Source organism: Streptomyces sp. WP-1 (genome assembly GCF_030450125.1).
Lineage (GTDB): Bacteria > Actinomycetota > Actinomycetes > Streptomycetales > Streptomycetaceae > Streptomyces > Streptomyces incarnatus.
Window position 1 is genome coordinate 401,337 of sequence record NZ_CP123923.1, and the last position, 23,797, is coordinate 425,133.

A 23,797-nucleotide genomic window follows, 5' to 3' on the forward strand; every position below is an offset into this window, starting at 1 on the left:
TCAATCCTCCCGTGGGCGGTGGACGACGAAGGGCCGGAGGTTGCCGTAGAGCCCCCATGGTCCGCCCGCGACGCCGACGCCGCTGTTCTTGATGCCGGCGAAGGGCTGGGCGAGGGACAGTTCGGCATGGTGGTTGATCCAGGCGGTGCCGCATTCGAGCCGGTCGGCCACCGCCTCGGCCCGGTCGGGATCGGTGCCCCATACGGAGCAGCCCAGGCCGAAGCCGGTGCCGTTGGCCGCGTCGATGGCCTGGTCGAGGCTCCGGTAGGGCAGCACTGGCAGAACGGGGCCGAACTGTTCCCCGGTCACCACCGGGCTGTCGGGCGGGACGTCGGTGAGGATCGTGGGTGCGAAGAAGTAGCCCGGCCCGTCCAGCCGGTGGCCGCCGGCCGCGGCCCGGGCGCCGTCCGCCAGGGCCTGCCGCGTGACCTGCTCGACCCGGGCCAGTTGGGGCGCGTTGTTGACCGGGCCCAGCCGGGTGTCCGGGTCGAGTCCCGGCCCGACGGCGACGCTCTTCGCGCGCTGGGCGAGGGCTTCCACGACCTCGGTGTGGAGCCGTGCGGGGGCGTAGACGCGTTTGACCGCCATGCAGACCTGCCCGCAGTTGCGGAACGCGGCCCAGAACAGCCGGTCCGCGATCCGGTCCACGTCGACGTCGTCCAGCAGTACGGCGGGGTCGTTGCCGCCCAGTTCGAGGGTGACCATGGCGAGCGAGGCCGCCGCCGCGCCGGCGACGGCCCGCCCGGTGGGCACCGAGCCGGTGAAGGTGACATGGCGGATCCCCGGGTGGGAGGCGAGGCGGGCGCCGAGGGGTTCGCGGCCGGTGACGACGGTCAGTACGTCCCCGGGAAGTGCGGTGGCGAGGACGGAGCCGAGCAGTCGGGTGGCGAGGGGCGTGAAGGGCGACGGTTTGAGGACGACGGTGTTGCCCGCCGCGAGCGCGGGCGCGAACTTGGCCGCCGCGAGCTGGAGCGGAAAGTTCCACGGCACGATCGCGGCGACGGGCCCGAGGGGCCGCCAGCGGACCTCGCTCCGCACCGGCCGGCCATCGGTGATCACCCTGGTTCTGGGGGCCAGGCCGGCGAAGTAGCGCAGGCGGGCGGCCGTACGGGCGATCTCCGCGTACGACTCGGTCAGGGGCTTGCCCTGTTCCCGGGTGAGCAGCCGGGCGAGGTCGTCACCGGCCGTCTCCACGGCGTCGGCCGCCCCGCGCAGGGCGGTGGTGCGGGCGGCGGGGTCGGCGCGCCAGTCGTGCCAGACCCGGTGGGCCCGGTCGACCACGGCGTCCAACTCGTCCGGTCGCTGGTCGGGGGCTTCGTCAAAGGTCTCCCCGGTCGCCGGGTCCACGACGGCGAAACGCGCGCCCCCGCGCCCGGCGGCGCGGTCGGGCTCGGATGTCGGCATGCCCGCGGTCAGTTCACGGCGGCGACGCCGGCCGCGTGCTCCTGGGCCTGCCGGTCCATCTCGGCCCGGAAGGCGGCCACCAGATGCGGCTGAATCCTTCCGGCATTGCGGTCACCGCCCTCGCAGACCGCTCCGCGCACGCCCACGATGTCCGTGCCGATACGGGTCAGCGGACCGAGGTCGGCCTGTTCGACACTGCCGGCGAGAGCGGCGAGCCGCCCGGCCGCGTGCGCCAGCCGGACGAACTCGGCGCAGACGTCCGGCGGCACGTGGTCGAACAGCCGGGTCCCGTCCTTGATGGCGGTGTCGAGCATGGCCGCGTCGGCGCCGGAGCGGGCGGCGATGTCGGGTACCGCGAGCGGGTTGACGCAGCCGATGCGGTGCGCGTCGGCGTATCCGGAGGCGACGACGAGCGCGTCGGGGCGGTGGTCCTTCACCGCGCGTACGACCGCGCGCATGACCTCGATGCCCTGCTCGGGCGTCGTGCATCCGTAGAGGCCGACCTTGATGTACGTGGCGCCGGAGACGACCGCGCCGAGCGCCGCCTGGGCGACCGTGCCGGGCTTGTACGGTACGTCCCCCACGGTGGCGGACACCGGTTTGTCCGCCGGAACGGCGTCGCGGATCTCCCGGATGACCCAGGGGAAGTTGGCGCCGAGCGACCCCTCGTCGGGTTTCTTGACGTCGACGATGTCGAGGTGTTCGGCCGCCTTCGCACAGTCGAGGGCCTCCTCGACACTGTCCGGGGAGATGAGAAGCAACACGATGAGCTCCTTCCGCCGCGGGCCCGCCCGGCCGAGGTCAGGGGGTGCGGATCACCTGGTTCATGTGCGGTGCGCTCATCATTTCCGCCGCTCGTGGGCGGCGGTAGAGCGTGCGGGGTTCCCGCAGGGCGCGCGTGAGTATGCGCAGTGCGCCGCGCGGACCGGCGTGAACCGGCCCTGTTCTACGGCCGGTTGGGGGCCGTACGCCGGGCGATATGTCGCTCGGAGCCCTGGTGGGATTCTCCTGGGACGGCGGGGTCGACCGGTCCATCGACGCCGTACTCAGGTCGTTCTCGGCTCAGGCCGTTCTCGCCTCAGGTCTCTCTCGCCCCGGCCATGTAGTTCGTCGCCAGCAGGGTGAGTTCGTCGATCAGTTCCTCGCGCCGGATGGCGGGCCGTTCGAGGATCCAGCGGACGCTGAGCGCCTCCATCGCGGACACGATCACCCAGGAGCGCGTCGTCCCGCTCCGCTCCCCCGGCGCGCGCCCCGCGAGATAGGCCGAGCCCAGGTCCTGGACGCGGCGCCGGAGGGCGTGCAGATGAGCCTCGCTGTATCTCGGCGGGACCTCCTCGACCACAACGCGAAGCAGTTGCGAGTCGTGCTCCAGCGCGAAGAGCAGGGCTTCCACCGCATTGCGGATCAGCCGGTCGGGAGGATCGTTGAGACGGTCGGCCAGCGCGGCCGCCACCCGGTCGCCGGTCTCCGCCCAGTACCGTTCCATGAGGACGGTGAGCAGTTCGTCCTTGTCACGAAAGTACTGGTAGAGCGAGCCGGGGCTGATTCCGGCCTCGTTCGCGACGCGGGTGGTGACGAACCGCGCGTAGCCGTCGCGCGCCAGGACCGACCGGCCCGCCGTGACGATCCGCTCGACCATCCGGCGCGACCGCTCCTGCCGCGGTTCCTTCCGCATAACGCGAATTGTATGCGAATGAATGTTCGCGTTACAACGGATGGTATGACGCAGAGCAGCGAGGTTCGTGACGGCGCCCGCTTTCCCCGCCGCTTCCGGGAGGCCGAGGAACGCGGCCGCAGGATCGCCCGCGCGCTGTTCCTCTTCACCGACATCGGCAGAGAAGTCGACGAGGCACTCATGGAACGCGTGGGTGGCGCTCTGCTCCAGCGGGACGAGCCGGGCGCCGCCCTCGCCGAGGCGATGCGGCTGCCGGCCGGCGACCCGGACCGGGTCACGCCCGCGCGGATCGACCAGGCTCTGCGCGCGGCGGACGTATCCCAGGATCTGCCGTCGGCGTTGCGGGAGTTCCTCGATCAGGCGAGGGCCGTGCCCGAATGGGTGGACTGGGACCGGGTCGAGCGCGGAGCCGCCGCGTACCGATTCCTCGGCCGCAACAGCGGCGACGTGCTCACCCTTCTCTCCCTCATCGGCGGTTACCGCTTCGGCGGACCGGCCGACCTGCTCGTCCTCACCGGCGGGCTGTCGGGCGGGACGACTCTGCGCCGCCTCGGCGAGACGACCAAGTGGTCCCATGCCGTCACCCGGGCCGGGGGCCTGCGACCCGGCGCGGAGGGCTGGCGCCTCACGGTGCATGTGCGCGCCATGCACGCCCTGGTGAACGCGCGGTTCGAGCCCCGCTGGGACACCGGGCGCTGGGGCTACCCGATCAACCAGGCCGACCAGGCGGCCACCCTCGGGCTCTTCGACAGCACGGTGATCATCGGCTGCCTCGGCCTGGGTGTGCGGCTGACCCGCGCGCAGCGCGACGACCTCATGCATCTGTGGCGGTACGTCGGCTGGCTGATGGGTGTCTCGCCGGAGTGGCTGACCGATGTCGAGAACGTCCGGCACCGCTGGAACTACCACATCCTGCTGGCCGCGGGCGGGCAGACCCAGGCCGGCCGGGATCTGGCCCGGCTGACCCTGGACGCCCAGGCAGAACGCGACTTCGGGCACCGCGCTCCCGCCGTCGAGCGGCTCCACCGCCGCTACGAGCGGGCCCGCCGGGCGAGCATCCTCAGCGCCTTCATGGGGAAGGACGGAATGCGCGATCTGGGGCTGCGACGCCGGTTCCCCTGGGCCCTGCTGCTCGCCCTGGCGGGCAACACCCTCCGGTACCGGGTTCTCGGGGTCCTACCGGGAGGCCGGGAGCGGCTCGAGGTGCGTGGGGCACGGGTCCAGGACCGGCAGTTGGCCTCGATGTTCCATGACGGGCGGCCTGCCGACGTGGCCCGCTTGCCGGGAGCCGCGCGGGAGGCCGCCGTCTGAGGGCCGCAGGCCGCTGCCTGAGGGCTGTCGGCGGCCGTCTGAGGGCTGGGGCGCGAACGCGTGCGCGCGACTCAGCTCGTCGGCGTGGCCGGGGGTCGCATGCCGAGCCACTGCTCGGCGTCCCATGCCTCGAACCGCTCCACCTCGGTGAACCCCAGCCTCACCGCGAGCCGCATCGAACCGGCGTTGGCGCTCTGGGTGGTGAGCACCACCGGCTCGCCGGGAAGCGTGTCTTCGAGCCAGCCGAGTGCCGCCGTGCACGCCTCGGCGGCGTACCCGAATCCCCAGGCCCGCGGCAGGAACAGATAGCCGAGGTCGGTCTTCCCCGCGGCGGCCGGTCGGCGGTGCCCCGTTGCCCGCCTGAGCAGGACATGGCCGATCATCGACCCGTCGAGTTCCACGGCGAAGCTTCCGGGCCATCGCTCGGGCACCTCGGGCAACTCGCGTTCGAGCTGGTCACGGGGGCGGGGGCCGCCAAGGTAGGTGTGCACCTGTGGTGAGGCGAGCAGTTCGACGAACGCCGCACGGTCCCGGCTCTCTGGTTCACGGAGCACGAGCCTCTCGGTCCTGATCGGCTCAGGCGGCCAGGCTACGGCTCCAAGATCTTCCATCCGCGCACGCTATCAGGGTCCCCGAGGGCCCTTTCGAACTCGACGACGAAGGACACGCGGACTACCTCAACTGACCGCCAGTCTCGCCGCCCAGTCGTGTCCGGGGTGCACGCGCGTCAGCCACGCCCCGAGAAAGTCGCGCCGCGCCCGGCTCAGCAGCGGGAGGATTCCCTCGAAGTCCGCCTGGTCCTTGGGGCGTGCCGCCTTCGCCTTGAACAGCAGGACCAGTTCCGGAATCAGATAGGGGATCCCGTCCGTGGTCCGCTCGATGATCGCGTCGTACGGCAGCCGCAGGCGCTCGTCCCGCCGGCAGATCCACGTCCCGCCCTCATGCGGCTCACGGAAGACGTCGAACAGGAACTGACCGCTCGCCGGGTCCCGGAGCCATGTCTGGTGGGTGGCCGCGAGTTCCTCGGCTCCCGGGCTCGCCCAGACCTTTCCCGAACCCACCGCGTCAAACGCGTACTCGGGGAAGCGGTCCCGGATCTCCGTGAACCGCGCGGCGGGTACCGCGAGTTCCAGATCGCCGTGGGGCCGGGTCTGTTCGCCACGGAACAGATCAAGCGCCCAACCTCCCGCGACGCACCAGGGCACACCGACCCCGTTCAACCGCTCCGCGACCTGCTCCGGGCGCCAGGCATCCGCCCACCGGGCATCCAGTTCGTCCATGTCGAGAACAGCACCGCCGGGCGGCAGGGATTCGGTCATCGGACCAACCTACTGCCAGGCCCCCTACGGGTTGCGGCCTTTTTCTGGCAGGGGTGGTGCTTGCGAGGTGGCAACCCGTTTGAGGGACAAAGCGCCTATGCGGCTGTTTCCGGGGCATCGCTGGCACTGACCGAATCAGCACCCGAAAGAGAGATCCCTGTGTCTGCTCGCTCCCTCACGGCAGCCCTCGGCGCCGCCTGTAGTGCCTTCGTTCTGCTGCTGGCCGCGCCTGGTTCGGCCTCGGCGGCGACCGGCCAGTTCCGCTACTCGTACACCACCGCCGAGGGATACGAAGCCGTCGGCTTCCTGAACAACCCCGTCAGCGGCGAGTGCATCAATCTGAGTGGGCCCGGTTCGGAGCCGGGATCGGCCGGCAGGGCCCCCAAGAACCGCACGGACGCCACCGCCACCGTCTTCCTCGACCCCGACTGCGAGGGCGACATCTACTACACCCTGACGCCCGGCAGGGGCGCGGGCGACCGACTCCGCATGCGGTCCGTCGTCTTCTCCTGACCCACCGGTCCGGGGAAGGCCGAGCCTCAGGCGGCCCCGTGTTCGTGAGGCCATCCGCGAACGAGGCTTCGGCATGGCCCACGACACGGGGGTCTTCCCCGACTTGATCACAGCGGGGCCGGTCGGAGGGGCGTCGGCCCGGTCGGCATGCCGCCGGTGGCCGAGCGGACGCGAGCGTCGTATCCGCGTTGCCGCCGTACCTCATCGCCGCCGTACCTCAGGCGGGCGACTCCCGGTGAAGGGCCAGCGCTTCCAGGGGGCGGGGCCGCGCGTCCGAGGGGGCGTACACCAAGGGATCGGCCCTCATGGCCGGACCACGCGGGGCGGGCTCGCCGCGCAACGCCGCCCCGACGAATTTCCGCATGCGCTCCCCGCACCGCCGGTAGAAACGCAGTTGGGTACGGCGGCCGAACAGCCGCCAGCCGAGCGCGACGACCGGACCGAGTGTGGGCGCGCCCTGGGAATGGCAGGTGACCAGGAACTCGACCGCACCCGTCCGGCTGTTCTTCACCACCTCGTAGGTGACTTTGCCGCGCTCCAAGTGGCCGTCGAGGGTCTCGTAGGCCCAGCCCCAGACGCGGTCGGTGCCGTCGCGCGTCTCGTCGACCACCTGGGTGACGCGTACGCCGCAGTAGAAGTGCAGGCCGTGGAACCTGGCTTCGAGCAGCATGTCACGGCCGAGGAGGGGGGCCGCCGGGTCGTACAGCGCCCGGACGATCTCCGGTGGCGAGAACTCGTAGTCGCGGACGAGTCGGCAGGCGTGCGTCCAGGAGCCGCCGGGCACGGGAGGGCCCGGCGGCTCGGCGGGCAGCGGGATGCGGTGGACGTCGATGTTCCACGCGGGGCGGCGTACCTCGTCGAGCGAGTAGTTGACGGACGCCTCCGCGAGCCTTTCCCATGCCCGTACCGCGTCGAACCGTCCGAAGAGCCGGTCGCCCAAAGGTCATCACTCCGGCTGCCGTAGTGATTCACCGATCAACCACAAGGTCGGCGGCCACAGGCCCACGAAGAGCGCCCGCCGTTCGGCGTTGCCCCGCTGCTCCTGGTCGACGGACTTCGCGCGCACCCACAGCGTCACGCACAGACCGATCGCGCCGAACGAGGCGAGATGCAGATGAGCGCTGCGCACGCCCGCTCGGTGCAGCAGCCGGACCACCATGCGCGCCTCCTGGTTCATCCGCTTGTGTCACACCACCGTGTCATCAGCGCTATACCAGGGTATGCACCTATTCATTCCTATTTATGCCCATCCGATGATGTGAGGGGAATGCGATGCCCCGACAGCGCTGGCAACGGGGGCTGACCGTGCTGGCGCGGTGGCTCCTGGGCACGATGCTGGTCACCTGGCGTTATCTCTGGGAGACGACGCCCCTGTACCGTGCCGGCGAGTGCGAGGGCGACGAGCGGGACCGCCCGCCACCGCTTCCCGCCACGGCGGTCGACGACAGGGTGCAGCCGGCCGAGGACGGCTGCGGTCCCCTGTTCCACCGGGTCTTCCAGGTGCGTATCGCCGGGGCCGATGTCGACGGCGCCCGGCTCGTCGAGCACGTCTGCCGTAACTTCGAGCGTTTCGTCCCGACGGAGGTGGTCGGTATCCGCGCGGGTGAGCTGCGCGCCCAGGGCCTGGATGTCGCGGACGAGCTGGTGGTGGAGATGCCGGGCCCCTGGAACGGCCCGGTGCGGGTCCTGCGCCGCGAGCGGGGGTTGCTGCACCTGGTGACGCTGCGCGGCCACATGGAGGCCGGGCAGGTGCAGTTCCGCGCCCACGAGGACGGCGAACTGCTCGTCTTCGAGATCGAGTTGTGGGCACGCGCCGCTACCCGCCTGGTGCACGTCCTCTACTCGTACCTGCGCGTGGCGAAGGAGATCCAGCTCAATATGTGGGTCCGCTTCTGCCTGTCCGCCGTCGCGGACTCGGGCGGCCGGCTGGTGGACGGCGTGCACATCCGCACCCGTCGGCTCCGCCCGCCGCACGCAGCAGCGCGGGAGGGGTGAGGGTCACCCCATGCCGAACAGTCCCCTCCAGGACCGGACCGTCGTGGTCACCGGAGCCGCGCGCGGGTTGGGCGCGGCGCTGGCGCGCGCACTGGCCCGGCGCGGGGCGCGCGTCGCGCTCCTGGGCCATGACGCGGCCGGTCTGAGCGCCGTGGCGGCGTCCCTGCCGACCGCGTCCGTGGCGATCGAGGTCGACGTCACCGATCACACCGCCCTGGGTGAGGCGGCGGCCGGGGTACGCGGTCGGCTCGGCCGGCCGTCGGTGGTCGTGGCCAACGCGGGGATCGCGCACGGCGGCCCGTTCGCGACGTCCGACCCCGGCGCGTGGGGCCGTGTCGTCGACGTCAATCTGACGGGCAGCGCCCACACGGCGCGGGCCTTCCTGCCCGACCTCGTCGCGACGGCCGGCTACTACCTCCAGATCGCCTCGCTGGCCTCGCTCGGCGCGACCCCCATGCTGAGTGCCTACTGCGCCTCCAAGGCGGGTGTGGAGGCGTTCGCGCACGCGCTGCGGGCCGAGGTCGCTCACCAAGGGGTCGCCGTGGGCATCGCCTATCCCGCCTGGGCGGACACCGCCATGATCCGTGCTGCCGAACGCTTCACCGCCCTGCACGAGTTGCGCGTCCACATGCCGCCTCCCCTGCGCACCATCCACCCGCCCGACGCGGTCGCCGAACGGCTGGCGCGCGCGGTGGAGTCGCGTCGTACGGCGGTCTACATGCCCTCCTGGCTGCGCTGCGTCCAGGCGGTCCGCTCCGCCCTGCCTCCCGTCGTGCTACGGCTGACCCGGCGCGAGCTTCCCCGCCTGGACGCCGGGCAACCCCTGCCGTCCACGGGCCCGCTCGGCGCCGGCGGGCGCTCCGGCGGCGGCGCGGCAGAACCGGGAGAGGGCTGACCGCCCGGTCCGTTGCGGGTACGCGTGGGCGGCCCTCGGGCAGCGGCGGAGTCCGGAGTCGGGGGCAACTGCGCTGTGGCGGGGGCCTGTCGGCAATGAGAGCGGCGACGTCTGCGGCCCTCGGTCGTTGATCCCGGTGGGCAACCGGCCCGATAGCGCAGCCGTCCTCAACGACGGGTCACCTCAAGGGGGTCATGCGGTGAGTGCATACGCCGATGTCGTCAAGCCGCTGCCGGAGCTGATCGGGGATCACGCTCGTCGTCGCGGGGCCAAAGTCGCTTTCCGGGACCGGTTCCGGCGGGTGACCTACCGGGAGTTGGCGGAGCGGACCGCGTGGCTGGCCGGTCACCTGGTGGGGCTCGGTGTGGCGCGTGGTGACCGGGTGGCCGTGCTGCTCGGCAACCGTGTCGAGGCGGTCGAGAGTCTGCTCGCGGTCACCCGGGCGAGCGGCGTGGGCGTACCGCTGGACCCGGGGAGTTCGGAGGAGGAGCTGGCCCGCTTGCTGGACGACAGCGGGGCGCGGCTGCTCATCACCGATGACGCCGGTCTGGCGCGACGGCGCACGCTGGCGTTCCGGCCCGGACTGACCGTGGTCGTGGCCGAGGGCGGTGACGACGAGGAGGGGAGCGGGAGTTCGGCTTCGCGCGCGGACGGGGACCGGCCCGGCATCGCGAACCATCCGCTGTCGTACGAGGACTTGGCGGGTACGGCGTCCCGGACGCCCGCCCGGGACGATCTCGCGCTGGACGAAGTGGCCTGGCTGCTCTACACCTCGGGCTCCTCCGGCGTGCCCAAGGGCGTTCTGTCCACGCAGCGCAACCGTCTCTCGCCGGTCGCGACGGGCCTCGTCGGCGTCCTGGGTCTGTCCGAACGGGACCGTCTGCTCTGGCCGTTACCCCTCCATCACGCGATGAGCCAGATCGTGTGCTTCCTCGGAGTGACCGCGGTGGGAGCGAGCGCGCTGCTGCTGCCCCGGTTCTCGGTGGCGGACGTACTCCGTGAACTACGCGGTGGGGGCGCCTCGTTCACCTTGCTCGGCGGGGTGCCGACGACGTACTCCGCGCTGCTCGACGTGGTCCGGGGTGCGCAGGACGGTACCGGTCTCGGCGCTCCCGCGCTGCGCGGCTGCATCAGTGGTGGCGCCGCCGCGGGGCCCGGGTTCCGTGAGTCCTTCGAGGCGGTCTGCCGCGCCCCCTATCTGGAGCACTACGGCAGTACGGAGGCCGGTCCGGTCACCATGGCGGGGCCGGGCGGGACGACGGTGGACGGGGCGTGCGGCCGGGTGCTGCCCGGAACCCGGGTCCGGGTCGGCGGGGGTGCCGACGGGCGGGACACCGGCGAGGGCGAGTTATGGGTCGACGGACCCGGGATCATGGCCGGTTACCACGGCCGGCCTGAGGCCACGGCGGAGGTGCTGCGCGACGGCTGGTTCCGCACGGGCGACCTGGCCAGGATCGACGCCTCCGGTGAGCTGGTGATCACCGGCCGGGCGAGTGATCTGATCATCCGGGGCGGCGTGAACATCCACCCCTCGGAGGTGGAAGCGGTGTTACGGCGGTTCCCGGGGGTGGCGGACGCCGCCGTGGCCGGGCGCCCGCACCCCGTCTTCGGCGAGGTGCCGGTCGGCTATCTGGTCGCGCGGCCCGATGGCGGCACGCTGGACAGGGGGCGTGTCCTCGCCGCCTGCCGTGCCCGGCTGTCCGCCACCAAGGTGCCGGTCGAGCTGTTCGAGGTGGCGGCCATCCCCCGAACCGTCTCCGGTAAGATCGTACGCCGGGACCTCGCCGGTCTGCCCGCACGGGCGTTGGGCGCGGAGGCCACCGAGGAGTCTGCGCGGCGGCAGGGCCGTACGCTCGCCGGGAGGAACCGGTCGGCCTCGGGGGATCTGCTGGACCTGGTGCGGAGCGAGGTGGCGGCCGTACTCGGGTGTACGCCTCGGTCGGTGGAGCCGGGCACCGCGCTGCGCGATCTGGGTATGGACTCGCTGACGGCGACGGTGCTGCGGGAGCGGCTGTCGGCGGTGACCGGGCTGCCGCTCTCCGAGGCCGTCGCGTTCGATTTCCCGACGGCCGCCGCGCTCGCCGCCCACCTCGGGGAGCGCACCGCCGCCGCGCCGACCGGTACCGGGCTCGCGCCCCGGGCGGCGGTCCGGTCGGACGACGATCCCGTGGTGATCGTGGGGATGGCGTGCCGCTATCCCGGGGAGGTGACCTCCCCGGAGGAACTGTGGCGGCTGGTCGCCGACGGCAGGGACGCCATCGGCCCCTTTCCCACCGACCGGGGCTGGGACACCGAGGCGCTGTACGACCCGGATCCCGGGCGGCCGGGGCAGACGTACGTGCGCGAGGGCGGTTTCCTTTCCGGCGTGGACCGTTTCGACCCCGCCTTCTTCGGCATCTCGCCTCGCGAGGCGCCGGCCATGGACCCGCAGCACCGGCTGCTGCTCGAAGTGGCGTGGGAGACCTTCGAGTACGCCGGGCTCGTCCCCGCCGCTCTGCGCGGTTCACCGACCGGGGTGTACGTCGGGCTGATGTACAGCGACTACGCGCGCCGGCTGACCAGGACGCCCGAGCATGTCGAGGGGTACCTCGGACTCGGCAACGCCGGAAGCGTCGCCTCGGGCCGGATCGCGTACACCTTCGGTCTCGAAGGTCCGGCCCTCACGGTGGACACGGCGTGTTCCTCGTCCCTGGTGGCCCTGCATCTGGCCGCCCAGGCGCTGTGCCGGGGTGAGTGCGCCTTCGCGTTGGCCGGGGGCGCCACGGTGATGTCGGGACCCTCGTCGTTCGTGGAGTTCAGCCGCCAGCGGGCGCTGGCACCGGACGGCCGCTGCAAGGCGTTCGGCGCGTCCGCCGACGGTACGGGGTGGGCCGAGGGCGCCGGAATGCTGCTGCTGAGCCGGTTGTCGGAGGCGCGCGACGCGGGACTTCCGGCGCTGGCCGTGGTGCGTGGCTCGGCGGTGAACCAGGACGGCGCGAGCAACGGGCTGACCGCGCCGCACGGACCGGCGCAGCAGCGGGTGATCCGGCAGGCGCTCGCGGACGCGGGGCTGGCCCCCGGAGACATCGACGCGGTGGAGGCGCACGGCACCGGCACCCGGCTGGGGGACGTCATCGAGGCGGAGGCGTTCTTCGCGACGTACGGCCGGGCCCCGCGGCGGCGTCCCCTCCTGCTGGGCTCGGTGAAGTCGAACATCGGCCACAGCCAGGCCGCCGCCGGAGTGGCCGGCGTCATCAAGATGGTGCAGGCCATGCGGCACGGCGTACTGCCGCGCACGCTGCACGCCGACGAGCCGACCCCCCGCGTCGACTGGTCCTCCGAGCAGATCGCGCTGCTGCACCGGGCGGTGGAGTGGCCCGCGACGGACCGTCCGCGCCGGGCGGGGGTGTCGTCCTTCGGTATCAGCGGCACCAACGCCCATGTGGTGCTCGAAGAGCCCCCGGGGCACGGGGCAGCGAGCCGCCATGAGGTGCGGGAGGGTACGGCGTCTGCCGGACCGGGTGTGACGACGCCACCCGAGCGGGCAGCGGTGGCGTTTCCGGTCTCGGCCCGGAACGCCCCGGCGCTGCGAGCCCAGGCACGACGGCTGTACGACCATGTGGTCGCCGCTCCCGACACGTCCCTGGTGGACCTCGGGTACTCACTCGCCACCACGCGCACGGCCTTCGAGCACCGGGCGGTGGTGGTGGCCCGGGACCATTCCGAACTGCTGGGCTCCCTGAGGGCGTTGACGGAGGACGACGGCCGGCCCGGAGTGCACAGGGGCACGTCCCGCAGCCAGAGCCGCCTGGCCCTGCTGTTCACCGGCCAGGGCAGCCAACGGGCTGAAATGGGACGTGAGTTGTACGAGTCGCGGAATCTGCACCCCGCCTTCGCCCACTCGCTGGACGAGTGCTGTGTCCTGCTCGACCCGCTGTTGCCGGTGCCCCTGCGGGACGTCGTGTTCGCCGCGCCCGGTACGGAGTTCAGCGAGCTGCTCCGGACGACCCGGTTCGCACAGCCGGCGCTCTTCGCCCTGGAGACGGCCCTGTTCCGGCAGTTCGAGGCCTGGGGTGTGGGTCCCGGGCTGGTGGCCGGGCACTCGGTGGGCGAGGTGACGGCCGCCCATGTCGCCGGGGTGTTGTCCCTCGCGGACGCGTGCACGCTGGTGGCGGCCCGAGGACGGCTGATGGACGCGCTGCCCGCGGGCGGCGGGATGGTGGCGGTGGCCGCCGGTGCGGACGAGGTGGCCGGGTATCTCGCCGGGACCGGGTGTGCGGCGGAGATCGCGGCGGTCAACGGTCCCGCCTCGGTGGTCGTGTCCGGCGACGAGACCGCCGTGCGGGAGGTCGCCGAGCACTTCCGGACGCAGGGCCGTCCGGTGACCCCGCTGCGGGTCGGCCATGCCTTCCACTCCGCCCGGATGGAGCCCATGCTGGCGGAGTTCGCGGACGTGGTCCGGCATCTGTCCTTCGCCGCACCCCAGTTGCCGCTGCTGACCGCCGTCGCGGGCCGGGCGGCCACCGATGAAGAGCTGTGTACACCGGAGTTCTGGGTCGACCATGTCCGCCGTCCGGTCCGCTTCGCCGATTCGGTGGCGTACCTGGATGGACAAGGGACCACGGAGTACGTCGAGTTGGGGCCGGACGGGGTGCTCACCGGTCTGGTGCGGGATTGCCTCGCCGTGACCGGAACGCCTTCGGCAGCAGGCGCTGGTGAGCAGGGCCCGCCACCTCTGGTCCTGCCGACTCTGCGCACGTCCCGGCCGGCAGGGCGGGCCCTGCTCGACACGCTGGCCGCGCTGCACGCGCACGGCGTACCCGTCGACTGGCCGGCCGTCTTCGCCGGGCGCGGCGGACGGCGTGTCGCACTGCCCACGTACGCCTTCCAGCGCCGCCGGTACTGGCTGGAGGACACCGCCGCCGCGCCGTCACCCGTGATCCCGGCGACCGAGGCCGGCCACCCCCTCCTGCGGTCGTACACCCGCGTCGCCGAGGACGGCGGCCTGCTGCTGAGCGCGGTGCTCCTGGTGCGCGACCAGCCGTGGCTCGCCGACCATGTGGTGGCCGGGGAGATCCTGCTGCCGGCGACCGCCTTCGTCGACATGGCCCTGTACGCGGGTGAGCTGGCGGACGCGGCCGTCCTGGCCGAGCTGGTCCTGACCGCGCCGCTGCCGTTGCCGCCGGACGGCGCCGTCGCCTTGCAGGTGAAGGTGGCGGGGCCCGACGACGCGGGACGACGGGCCGTGTCCTTCCACTCCCGGCCGCACACCACGGCGGACGAGGAGCCCTGGGTCCGGAACGCCGTCGGAACCCTCTCACCGACGTTGCCGCCCGTGGACCGGGGAAGGGCCGGGGCCGAGGACGCGATCTGGCCGCCGGAGGGGGCGGTACCGCTGGGAGCCGACGGTTCGGGGAGCGGATCGTACGGCCGGCTGGCCGCCCACGGGCTGCGCTACGGTCCCGCCTTCCGGGGCGTGCGCGCCGCCTGGAGGCGCGGGGAGGAGCTGTACGCCGACGTCGAGCTGCCCGAAGCGGCCCGCGCGCCGCAACCGGGGGCGGACGGACCGGAGTTCGTCCTGCACCCCGCGCTGCTCGACGCGGCCCTGCACGTCCGGGCCTTGGACGGCCTGGTCCCGGGCGTCCTGGTCCCGGGCGGCTCCGGGGCAGACGCTCCGACGGCCGACGGGCTGTCCCTGCCGTTCGCCTTCAGCGGCGTGCGCGTGCACACCACAGGCGTACGACGCCTGCGGGTACGGATGGCCCCAGGACCCGACGGGCAGCCCCAGGTGGAGCTGACCGCTGAGACGAACTCACCGGTCGCGACGATCCGTTCACTGACGCTCCGGCCCCTGCCGCGCACCGGATCGGCGACGGCGGACGCGCTCACCGGTGCTCTGCACCGTACGGACTGGGTGCCGCTGACCGAGCCGCCCGTGCCTGCGGCGATGCCCCGCTGGGCGGTTCTGGGTACGGCGGGCACACGGCTGGTGGACGCCCTCGCGCCGTCCGGTTCCGGCGTCCCGGTGTACGCGGGCCCGGCGCTGTGCGACGCCTCGACGGCCGTCGTCGCGGCACCGTGCCCACCGCCCGGCACGGACGGCGACGCACGGGACCAGGCCGCCGAGTTGCTGCGGACAGCGGACCGGGCGCTGAGGCTCGTACAGGAGTGGCTCGCGGAACCGCACCTGTCCCGCTCGCGGCTCGTCCTCGTGACGTCCGGCGCCGTCGCTCTGTCCGACGACGGTCCCGCCACGGCGGCTGTCGATGGTGGCCGGTCGGGCGACGCGGCGGCCGTACCGTCGCACACACCGGTGTGGGGGCTGGTCCGCTCGGCGCTGCGCGAGCACCCGGGCCGTTTCGCCCTGATCGACGTGGACGAACACCCCGGCTCCTGGGCCGCTCTGCCCGCCCTGCTGGCCGCCCCGATGCCGGAGGCAGCCGTACGCCGGGGGGCGGTGTACGTACCGAAGCTGGTACGACTGGCCGACGCGGCACCGGAGTCGCTGAGGCGACGGCCGCTCGATCCGGAGGGCACCGTCCTGGTCACCGGCGGCACCGGTTCCCTCGGCATGCTGGTGGCGCGGCATCTGGTCGTCGCCCACGGCGTTCGTCATCTGCTGCTCGCCGGCCGACGCGGGCCGGACGCGCCGGGGGCGCGGGAACTCGTCGCGGAGTTGCGCGGGGCGGGCGCCCAAGTCACCGTACGCGCCTGCGACGTGGCGGACCGGACCGCGCTCGCCGCCCTGCTCGACGCGGTACCGGCGGCCCACCCGCTGACCGGCGTCGTGCACACCGCGGGAGTGCTGGACGACGGTGTCGTCACGGCCCTCACCACCGACCGGCTGCGGCGGGTGCTGCGCCCCAAGGTGGATGCCGCGCTCGCGCTGCACGAACTGACGCGTAGTCATGATCTCGCCCTGTTCGCACTGTTCTCCTCCGTGGCAGGCGTCTTCGGCTCTGCGGGGCAGGCCAACTACGCTGCCGCGAACTGCGTGCTGGACGCCTTGGCAGGGCGTCGCGCCCGGCTCGGACTGCCCGGTACGTCGATCGCCTGGGGCCCCTGGCGGCAGGACGACGGCATGATGGCGCACCTCGACGAAGCGGACCGGCGGCGGATGGCCCGTGCCGGGTTCGTACCGCTCGGGCAGGAGGAGGGCCTGGCCCTCTTCGACGCCGCCGTGGACGGTGACGAACCCGTCGTGGTGGCGGCCCGGCTCGCCCCGGCCGCCCTCCGTGGCACCGACCCCGCGGCCGACCGGATCCGAACCCGTACCGCCGACAGGGGCGGGGCCCGACTCGGCCGGGCCCTGGCCGCCGCCTCCCCCCGCGAGCAGGCCGGGGTGCTGCTCACCGAGGTCCGGACCCTGGCGGCCCGCGTCCTGGGCCACACGGGCGGGGCGAGCGAGATCGGCGCGGACGACCTGCTGGCGGACCTGGGGCTGGACTCCCTGGCGGCGGTGGATCTGCGCAATGAACTCGCGGCCTGGACGGGGCTGGCGCTGCCGACCACGCTGCTGTTCGACTTCCCGACGCCGCGCGCGCTCGCCACCGAGCTGGGCCGACGGTATGCCGCCGAGATGCCTTCCGGGCGCGCCGCGTCCGATGGCCCGGCAGTACCTGAGGCCTTCGGACCTCCGTCTTCCCCTGGCCAAGAGGCGGGCGGAAAGGCGGCGTTCGCTCCCCGGGCCGCCTCCGGACCACAAGCCGCCGACGCGCCGAACACCGACGAGGCCCCGGACTCCCTGGGCGCTCTCTTCCGTACCGCATGTGCCCGGGGGCGGACCTGGGACGGCATGGTTCTCCTCACCGTCGCCGCGCGCCTGCGCCCGGTGTTCGGCAGGGCCGGCGCGCCCGGCGCGACGCACGAACCCGTCATGCTCGCGACGGGCGGTACGGGGGCCCGGCTGGTCTGCTCCCCCGCGCTCAGCGCGTTGTCCGGGCCGCAGGAGTACGCGCGTCTCGGGGCCGGTCTGCGCGGGCTGCGGCCGGTCTCCGCCGTACGGCACCCCGGGTTCGAGCCCGGAGAGGCGCTGCCCGCCACGCTGGACGCGCTGGTCACCGCCCAGGCCATGGCCGTCCGCACGGCCGCGCCCGATGGGCCCCTGGTCCTGCTGGGGCGGTCGGCCGGTGGCTGGGTGGCCCATGCCGTGGCCGAGCGTCTGGAGTCCGAGGGCACCGGCCCGGCGGCCGTGGTGCTGCTGGACACCTATCCGCCGGGCCACGGCGACCGGGATCAGGCACTCTCCGCGATGACGTCGGACATGCTGCGCCGGGCGGCGACCTTCGCCTCCGCGAGCCCCGACCGGCTCACCGCGATGGCCGGATACTTCGAACTCTTCGACGGCTGGAAGCCCGCGCCGCTCGCCTGTCCCACCCTGTACGTGCGAGCCCAGGACCGCCTGCCCGGCGCCGAGCCCGCCCCGGCCTGGAGCCCGCCGCACGCCGAGATCACCGTGCCCGGGGACCACTTCACCATGCTGGAGGAGCATGCCCGCACCACCGCGGCCGCCGTCCACCAGTGGTTGGGGGGCGGGGCGGTCTGAGGGCGTCCGGGGCGGACCCACGGGAACGCCCACCACCCCGTGGCCGGAGGCCCGTACCGGGATGTCACATCCGACGCCGCGGAGGTCGTCCCCCTGAGCGGGCCGACCCGGCGGAGCCGGCCGCCGCGAGGGCCTTCGCCGGGCAACCGCGCGAGAGGCGAGGGCCGGTGTCCTGACGAGGACCGCCCGGGAGTCGTACCGAAGGAACGTGCCGCACAACCCCTTTGACCGCCCTGCGGCGGGCCGTCTACCTTCACCCGATGGACATCCTGCGCTACGTGGCCTTCAGCAGCGACCCCCTCGGCGGGAACCCGGCGGGTGTGGTGCTGGACGCCGCCGGTATCGACGAGGCGGAGATGGCCGCAACCGCGGCCGAAGTCGGCTACTCCGAAACGGCGTTCACCGTTCCCCGCCCCGACGGGTCGCTCGACATCCGGTACTTCAGCCCGCAGGCGGAGGTCCCGTTCTGCGGCCACGCCACCATCGCGACGGCCGTCGCGCACGCCTCCCGGCACGGCGTCGGCCGCCTGCTGCTGCACACCCAGGCGGGGCCCGTCCACGTGACCACCTCGACCGCCCCGGACGGCGCGGTCACGGCCACCCTGGTCAGCGTCGAGCCCCGTACGACGGAACTCTCCGACGCCGACCTCGCCGAACTCCTCGCCGCCCTGCGCTGGTCCGCCGCCGACCTCGATCCGGCGTTGCCGCCGCAGGTCGCCTACGCGGGTGCCTGGCATCCGGTCATCGCAACCGCCGACCGGGCGCGGCTCGCCGATCTCGACTACGACATGCCGGCGCTCAACGCCCTGATGGCGAGGCGGGGTTGGACGACGATCGCCCTTGTGCACCGCGAGTCGGACACGGTCTTCCATGCCCGCAACCCCTTCCCGCCGGGCGGCGTCGTCGAGGACCCGGCCACCGGCGCGGCGGCCGCGGCCTTCGGCGGGTACCTCCGCGGCAACGGCCTCGTCGCGCCGCCCGCCGTGCTGACCATCCACCAAGGCGTGGACATGGGCCGCCCGAGCCTGCTGACCGTGGGCATCCCGGCGGATCCGTCCAGCGGCATCGAGGTCACGGGCGCGGCGGTCCCCATCTCCTGAACGGCCCGAACTCCTCGGCGGGACGCGTCGACGAGCGGGGTGTGCCGCCGTCCGGTGCCCGGCTGAACCTGCTCGCGCAGGCGGTGGCCGCCTCGGCCGAGCGGAGTGACGGTCAGCCCCTTGAGGATCGTTGTCCGTGTCATGGCGGCGGAGCCCTTCGGGCCTTCCCGGTGCCCGATGATCCACCGCCGTGTGATCGCCGTCCTGACCCACCCGCTTCCCCATCGGGGACGCGATGCGACCCTCGGCGTCCTAAGCTGCTGGTATGCGCATGCGTCCGATCGTCGGCCCCATACCCGACACCGGTATACGTCCCGCGGGCGGGATGGACGAGATCGCCGGGCAACTGGCCGCCGGCGGGGTGGCGGTGCTGACCGGGGCCGGGATCTCCACCGAGTCCGGTATCCCCGACTACCGGGGTGTGACCGGGCGGCACCGGCGGCACTCCCCCATGACCTACCAGGACTTCGTCTCGGACGAGGAGAACCGGCGCCGCTACTGGGCCCGCGGCTACGTCGGGCGCCGTGCCATCGCCGAGGCACGGCCCAACGCCGGTCACCGCGCCGTGCAGGCGCTGCGCGCGTCCGGGTACGTCGATGCCGTGATCACGCAGAACGTGGACGGGCTGCACCAGGCGGCCGGGACGACGGACGCCGTCGCCCTGCACGGCAGTCTGGACCGCGTCGTATGCCTCGACTGCGGGACGATCGGCCCGCGCGACGAACTCGACGCGCGGCTGCTCGACGCCAACGGGGAGTTCCTCGCCGCGCAGGACGCCGCCGGGCTCCGGGTCAACCCCGACGGCGACATCGAGCTGCCCGACGACATCGTGCACACGTTCCGCGTCGTGCCGTGCGCGCGGTGCGGTGGTGTGCTCAAGCCGTACGTCGTGTTCTTCGGTGAGAACGTGCCCAAGCCGCGCACCCAGCGCTGCCTGGATCTGATCGACGCGGCCGACTCTCTCCTCGTCCTCGGCTCGTCCCTGGCCGTCCTGTCGGGCCTGCGGTTCGTACGCCGCGCCGCGAAGGACGGCAAGCCCGTCGCGATCATCAACCTCGGCCCGACCCGCGGCGACGACCTCGCCCACGCACACGTGGCACTGCCGCTCGGCCAGGCCCTCACCGAACTGACCCAACGCCTCGCCGTCGCCTGAACCACGGCGCGGGTGGACGGCCCAGTACCCGGCCGCGGTGACTGCCGAGCAACACCACGTCGTGGAAGTCCCCGGCCAGGGACCCGTGTTGGCGCAGTCGTGTATCAGTGTTTCCCGGCGGCCGGGCCCTTCCGGGGAGCCCGGTCGGTGTCGGCGCCGGTGTTCGCGTCGCGGCCCTCGGGGTGGGGGCCGTGCCAGTCGAGGCACATCACGGTGGCGTCGTCCTGGAGGTGCCCGCCGCAGGCGTCGTTGACCGCCGAGGTCAGGGCGCGTACCACCTCACGGGGATGCTCATCGGCGGTGTCACGCAGCAGACCGGGCAGGTCGACGGTCTGCGCCCGGCGTTCCAGCATGCCGTCGGTGTAGAGCACGAGGCGGTCGCCCGGACGCAGGTCGAGGTCCTGCGCCCGGTAGGAGCTGTACGCGGCGGGGACGCCGAAGGGCAGGCCGGCCTCCAGGGGGACCTCGGCGACCGTGCCGTCGCGCAGCCGCAGCGGCCGGGGGTGGCCCGCGTTGACGAACCGGGCGCCGGTCCCGTCGAGGGCGATGCGGAGCAGCTGGCCGGTGGCGAAGGTGTGGCGGCCGTGTTCGAGCATCGCCTGGTGGGTCCGGCATGCCTGTTCCACGATGTCGGCCCCGGCACGGCGGGCGCCCCGGGAGGCGTTGACCAGGAGGGTCGCCATCAAGGAGGCGTCGACGTCGTGGCCCATGGCGTCGGTGACGGACAGGTGCAGGGTGTCGTGGTCGAGGGTGTAGTCGTAGGTGTCGCCGGCGATGGTGTCGGCGGGGACGAGGGCGCAGGCGAGGGCGAACTCGGCCGCCTCGCAGGAGGGAGCCGAGGGCAGGAGCTGGCGCTGGATCTCGGCGGCCAGGCTGAGCCCGGTGGTCCGCTGGCCCCATTGGTAGAGATCGGTGAAACGCCGGTCGGTGACGACGAGGTACGCCAGCGCGTGGGCGGCCTCCTCCACCTGCTCCAGCACGTCCTCGCCGAGGTCGGGCAGGGACAGCTCCAGGACGCCGATGGTGTCGCCGCGGTTGGTGACCGGGACGATCACCCGTGGCCACCGCTCACCCTCCGACGAGGCGCACACCGGTCGCTGGGAGCGCAGGACGTCGTCGTAGACGCTGCCGTGCAGGTCGACCTGGTCGGCGCGCCGGCCCTCCTGGGTGGCGGTCTCCTCGCTGAACCGCACCAGCTTCCGGCCGATGACGTCCACGAAGAGGAACGAGACGTACCGCGCGCCGAACCGGTCCCGCAGGTTTCGCGCGACCACGTCCAGCGAAGCCATCGGCGCGGCGTTCTCCGCCGCGGCCAGCACCTCGGCCGGCCCGATCCGATCACGCGCCACCTCAGCCTCCCTGCGTTCCCCCCTTCTCCTTTCCCGCTGGCTCCTCCGGCATCACGGGCACCGCTCACGGTCCCCCGTTTCGGCTTCCGTCCCGGTCGGGGGACGGGCGGCCGTCAGGCGGACAGGAGGGAATCGTCCTCGACACGGGCGCCGGGCAGGCGGTGGCGGGCCGCGATGAGGGCGGCGTCGATGTCGCTGGTGCCCGTGGCGACGCACAGCGTGTAGGCGAGGTCGTCCATGCGCCGCCGCACCTCCTCGTCGCCCTCCTCGGCGTGCAGAACCCGCAGGGTCTCGTACTGCTCGATCAGGTTCTTCAGGACAGCGGGGTGCGCCATGAGCATCGTGAGCCTCCTTGTGGCCACCGTTCACATGAGTCGTACACCGCCTCGTGTGCCCCGCCTCCGCTCCGCCATTCAGGTGAAGATCGGCAACCTGGTCCACGGGGCCGAACGGGGGTGCGGCACGGGTGATCCGCGGCGACGCCACACCGACTGCTGTGTCATGAGCCGGATAGGCGGCGGTGCTCGGGGTAGAAACGATGTCGGCTCCTACTGCCAAGGGAGCCGGAGCGGCCCGGGACATGGGTGGCTCCCGGTATGAACGAAGGATCGATCGATGGCCAGCGGCACCGTGAAATGGTTCAACTCCGAGAAGGGGTACGGCTTCATCGCCCAGGACGGCGGAGGGGCTGACGTCTTCGCGCACTATTCCGAGATCCAGGGCGGTGGATTCCGCGAGCTCACCGAGGGCGAGCAGGTCACCTTCGACATCGGCCAGGGCCAGAAGGGTCCGCAGGCCCAGAACATCATCCGGGGCTGACCGGCCATACCCGTGACATACCGAGGCGGCTGCCGTACGGCAGCCGCCTCTCGTCACGCGGGTCGCCCGTGATCCGTCGTGGCCAGGGCCTCGGCGGCGCGGTTGCGGTGGGCGCGGAACCGGCGCAGGTACGACCGCGCCATGGGGCCCGGCGGGACGCCCCGGGCGAAGGCCCGCATATTGCGTTCGCCCGTGTTGTAGCCGAGGGCGAGCAGTTCGTCGCGGCTGTAGCGGCGCACGTGCCGCCGCGGCAGTCCGCGGTCGAGGTCCTTCAGATGCAGCGCCGCCGCGTGGATGGCGAAGGCGGGGTCGTCGCGCAGGTCCTGCCACCGCCCCGGCAGGTCGTGGGCCCGTCGTACCCGCTCGAACGTCGCGCGGTGCATGTTGGCCAGGCCGAAGGACGCCCCGGGCTTCCACCACTGCCACAGCCGCTCCAGCAGCGGGTGGTGCGGCTTGTACGCCTCGTTGTGGAGCACCGTCATGACGAGCAGCGCGGACACTCCGGCTTCCTCGGCGGCGCGCGCCACGGCTTCGGCGTAGTCGGCCGGATCGTAGCCGCCGGGCCGGATCGGCGGCAGCCGCACCTCATCGCGGTCCGCCGACGAGGACCCCTGCCCCGGCTGCAACGTCGATTGTCCGGTCATCCGCACACCCACACCTCTTCCGCCGCCTTCGCTTCGGGCCACTGCCCCGGCGAGGGCGCGTCCATCGGCCTGAGGTGCGCCTTCCCGCCATGCTGGGCCGCAATCCAGGAGATGGACGACGGCTGCGCAACCGGTCGGTCCGGGTCGTACCCGACGACGTGGTGGTTCGTCTCGTACTCGCCGCGGCGCCCGATCCGCGGAGCGGGCGCCGCGGCCGTTCACCGTCAGGCCGGTACGGTGACCGCCCGGCCGAGGTGCCGGGCGAGGAACCGGACCGCGCTGTCGGCCTCGAACCTGGGCCAGTCGAAGTGCTTGCCCGCGTTGGCGTGCAGCGTCTTCTCCTTCGAGGCGAAGGCGTCGAACAGCGCGAGGCCGGCCTTACGCGGGATGCGCTCGTTGTCCCACTGCATGTCGAACTCGATCGGCACGGTGATCCGCTCGGCCGTCTCGATCAGGGCGTCGGGCCAGTGCATGCCGAAGACCGCGGCCGTGATCCTGGGTTCGGCCGCCACCAGCGGTATCCCGATCGCGGTGCCCAGGCCGAGGCCGGTGTAGCCCACCGGCCCGTCGGCGCCGATCTCCGGAAGCTGCTGGAGGGCGTCCAGGACCGCCTGCCACTCGGGCACGGCGACCTCTGCCAGACGGGCGTTGTACGGGACGACGACCGGGCCTTCCGGCTCGCCCGCGGCCTGCGCGGCGCGCAGTGCGGCGATGTCCCGCTCGTCGCGCGCGGTGCGGGGCCGGTCGCCGTGACCGGGCGCGTCGATGACGGCGGCATGGAAGCCGCAGCCGTTCACGAGGAGGCGGGCGCGGCCCGTCATGGCCGGCTCCTTCTTGTGCCGACCGCCGCCGTGGCCCATCAGGACCAGGGGCGCGCGATCGCCGCCGGACGCCGGCGACCAGAGGACTCCGGGGATGTCGCCCAGGGTGAAATCGCGCTCGATCACGCCGTCCGCCGACGACTCGGCGGTGAAGTGCAGAGAAAGCACAGGTGTTGCCTTTCGGGAGTGCCTTGGTGGGGAGGCGCTCCCGGCGACGCCTACGTCGGTCGCCGGCCGTGACGGGAAAGGGGGAGCACCCACGTCGATACAGCGTT

Annotated in this window: 19 protein-coding genes; 8 read left to right on the forward strand and 11 right to left on the reverse strand. The window is 72.9% G+C overall.

Annotation, left to right across the window (positions count from 1 at the left end):
- The 3 genes from QHG49_RS01335 to QHG49_RS01345 form a co-directional block, all read right to left on the reverse strand.
- Entirely contained in the window at window positions 1-1,404 is a 1,404-nt protein-coding gene (locus QHG49_RS01335) for an aldehyde dehydrogenase family protein (protein WP_301486960.1), read from the reverse strand.
- Between the two features lie 8 nt (window positions 1,405-1,412).
- Window positions 1,413-2,168 (reverse strand): (5-formylfuran-3-yl)methyl phosphate synthase, encoded by a 756-nt coding sequence (locus QHG49_RS01340; RefSeq protein ID WP_301486961.1) that lies wholly within the window; start codon window positions 2,166-2,168, stop codon window positions 1,413-1,415.
- A 314-nt stretch (window positions 2,169-2,482) separates the two neighbouring features.
- A complete protein-coding gene (locus tag QHG49_RS01345) occupies window positions 2,483-3,079 on the reverse strand; it encodes a TetR/AcrR family transcriptional regulator (protein ID WP_208764906.1) in 597 nt (198 codons plus the stop codon).
- A gap of 45 nt (window positions 3,080-3,124) precedes the next feature.
- On the opposite strand from QHG49_RS01345, the gene QHG49_RS01350 reads away from it, so the two are divergent.
- Entirely contained in the window at window positions 3,125-4,390 is a 1,266-nt protein-coding gene (locus QHG49_RS01350) for an oxygenase MpaB family protein (RefSeq protein WP_301486962.1), read from the forward strand.
- A 71-nt stretch (window positions 4,391-4,461) separates the two neighbouring features.
- Here the strand turns inward: QHG49_RS01350 and QHG49_RS01355 are convergent, their stop codons facing one another.
- Together QHG49_RS01355 and QHG49_RS01360 are read right to left on the reverse strand one after the other, a co-directional pair.
- Window positions 4,462-5,001: a GNAT family N-acetyltransferase gene (locus tag QHG49_RS01355; RefSeq protein WP_301486963.1), complete on the reverse strand. Its 540-nt coding sequence runs from the start codon at window positions 4,999-5,001 to the stop codon at window positions 4,462-4,464.
- A gap of 66 nt (window positions 5,002-5,067) precedes the next feature.
- Window positions 5,068-5,709: a hypothetical protein gene (locus QHG49_RS01360; RefSeq protein WP_301486964.1), complete on the reverse strand. Its 642-nt coding sequence runs from the start codon at window positions 5,707-5,709 to the stop codon at window positions 5,068-5,070.
- 159 nt (window positions 5,710-5,868) lie between these two features.
- Here QHG49_RS01360 and QHG49_RS01365 point away from each other — a divergent pair, with 159 nt between their 5' ends.
- Complete coding sequence (locus QHG49_RS01365) at window positions 5,869-6,222, forward strand: hypothetical protein (RefSeq protein WP_201300484.1); 354 nt, start codon at window positions 5,869-5,871, stop codon at window positions 6,220-6,222.
- A gap of 217 nt (window positions 6,223-6,439) precedes the next feature.
- On the opposite strand, the gene QHG49_RS01370 is transcribed toward QHG49_RS01365, so the two are convergent.
- Window positions 6,440-7,162 carry a DUF1990 family protein gene (locus tag QHG49_RS01370; protein WP_301486965.1) on the reverse strand — a complete coding sequence of 241 codons (723 nt, stop codon included), beginning with the start codon at window positions 7,160-7,162 and terminating at the stop codon, window positions 6,440-6,442.
- Between the two features lie 6 nt (window positions 7,163-7,168).
- Window positions 7,169-7,381: a hypothetical protein gene (locus QHG49_RS01375; protein WP_145488709.1), complete on the reverse strand. Its 213-nt coding sequence runs from the start codon at window positions 7,379-7,381 to the stop codon at window positions 7,169-7,171.
- A 113-nt stretch (window positions 7,382-7,494) separates the two neighbouring features.
- On the opposite strand from QHG49_RS01375, the gene QHG49_RS01380 reads away from it, so the two are divergent.
- The 5 genes from QHG49_RS01380 (at window position 7,495) to QHG49_RS01400 (ending at window position 19,889) form a co-directional block, all read left to right on the forward strand.
- Window positions 7,495-8,217, forward strand: a complete 723-nt coding sequence (locus tag QHG49_RS01380; protein ID WP_145488612.1) for a DUF1990 domain-containing protein — start codon at window positions 7,495-7,497, stop codon at window positions 8,215-8,217.
- Window positions 8,218-8,227: 10 nt separating this feature from the next.
- The gene (locus QHG49_RS01385) at window positions 8,228-9,112 is read left to right on the forward strand and encodes an SDR family oxidoreductase (RefSeq protein WP_159697853.1); all 885 of its coding nucleotides are present in this window, start codon (window positions 8,228-8,230) and stop codon (window positions 9,110-9,112) included.
- 199 nt (window positions 9,113-9,311) lie between these two features.
- Window positions 9,312-17,636 carry a type I polyketide synthase gene (locus QHG49_RS01390; RefSeq protein ID WP_301486966.1) on the forward strand — a complete coding sequence of 2,775 codons (8,325 nt, stop codon included), beginning with the start codon at window positions 9,312-9,314 and terminating at the stop codon, window positions 17,634-17,636.
- A gap of 260 nt (window positions 17,637-17,896) precedes the next feature.
- Window positions 17,897-18,736: a PhzF family phenazine biosynthesis protein gene (locus tag QHG49_RS01395; protein WP_301486967.1), complete on the forward strand. Its 840-nt coding sequence runs from the start codon at window positions 17,897-17,899 to the stop codon at window positions 18,734-18,736.
- 265 nt (window positions 18,737-19,001) lie between these two features.
- Complete coding sequence (locus tag QHG49_RS01400) at window positions 19,002-19,889, forward strand: NAD-dependent protein deacetylase (protein ID WP_301486968.1); 888 nt, start codon at window positions 19,002-19,004, stop codon at window positions 19,887-19,889.
- 104 nt (window positions 19,890-19,993) lie between these two features.
- On the opposite strand, the gene QHG49_RS01405 is transcribed toward QHG49_RS01400, so the two are convergent.
- Both QHG49_RS01405 and QHG49_RS01410 read right to left on the reverse strand, forming a co-directional pair.
- Window positions 19,994-21,238, reverse strand: a complete 1,245-nt coding sequence (locus QHG49_RS01405; protein ID WP_301486969.1) for a PP2C family protein-serine/threonine phosphatase — start codon at window positions 21,236-21,238, stop codon at window positions 19,994-19,996.
- Between the two features lie 113 nt (window positions 21,239-21,351).
- Complete coding sequence (locus QHG49_RS01410) at window positions 21,352-21,579, reverse strand: DUF5133 domain-containing protein (RefSeq protein WP_159697865.1); 228 nt, start codon at window positions 21,577-21,579, stop codon at window positions 21,352-21,354.
- Window positions 21,580-21,853: 274 nt separating this feature from the next.
- Between QHG49_RS01410 and QHG49_RS01415 the strand changes: the two genes are divergently transcribed.
- Window positions 21,854-22,057 (forward strand): cold-shock protein, encoded by a 204-nt coding sequence (locus tag QHG49_RS01415; RefSeq protein ID WP_111582846.1) that lies wholly within the window; start codon window positions 21,854-21,856, stop codon window positions 22,055-22,057.
- A gap of 53 nt (window positions 22,058-22,110) precedes the next feature.
- Here the strand turns inward: QHG49_RS01415 and QHG49_RS01420 are convergent, their stop codons facing one another.
- Together QHG49_RS01420 and QHG49_RS01425 are read right to left on the reverse strand one after the other, a co-directional pair.
- A complete protein-coding gene (locus QHG49_RS01420; RefSeq protein WP_301486970.1) occupies window positions 22,111-22,701 on the reverse strand; it encodes a lytic transglycosylase domain-containing protein in 591 nt (196 codons plus the stop codon).
- Window positions 22,702-22,925: 224 nt separating this feature from the next.
- A complete protein-coding gene (locus tag QHG49_RS01425; protein WP_301486971.1) occupies window positions 22,926-23,690 on the reverse strand; it encodes an alpha/beta hydrolase in 765 nt (254 codons plus the stop codon).
- Between the last annotated feature and the right edge of the window lie 107 nt (window positions 23,691-23,797).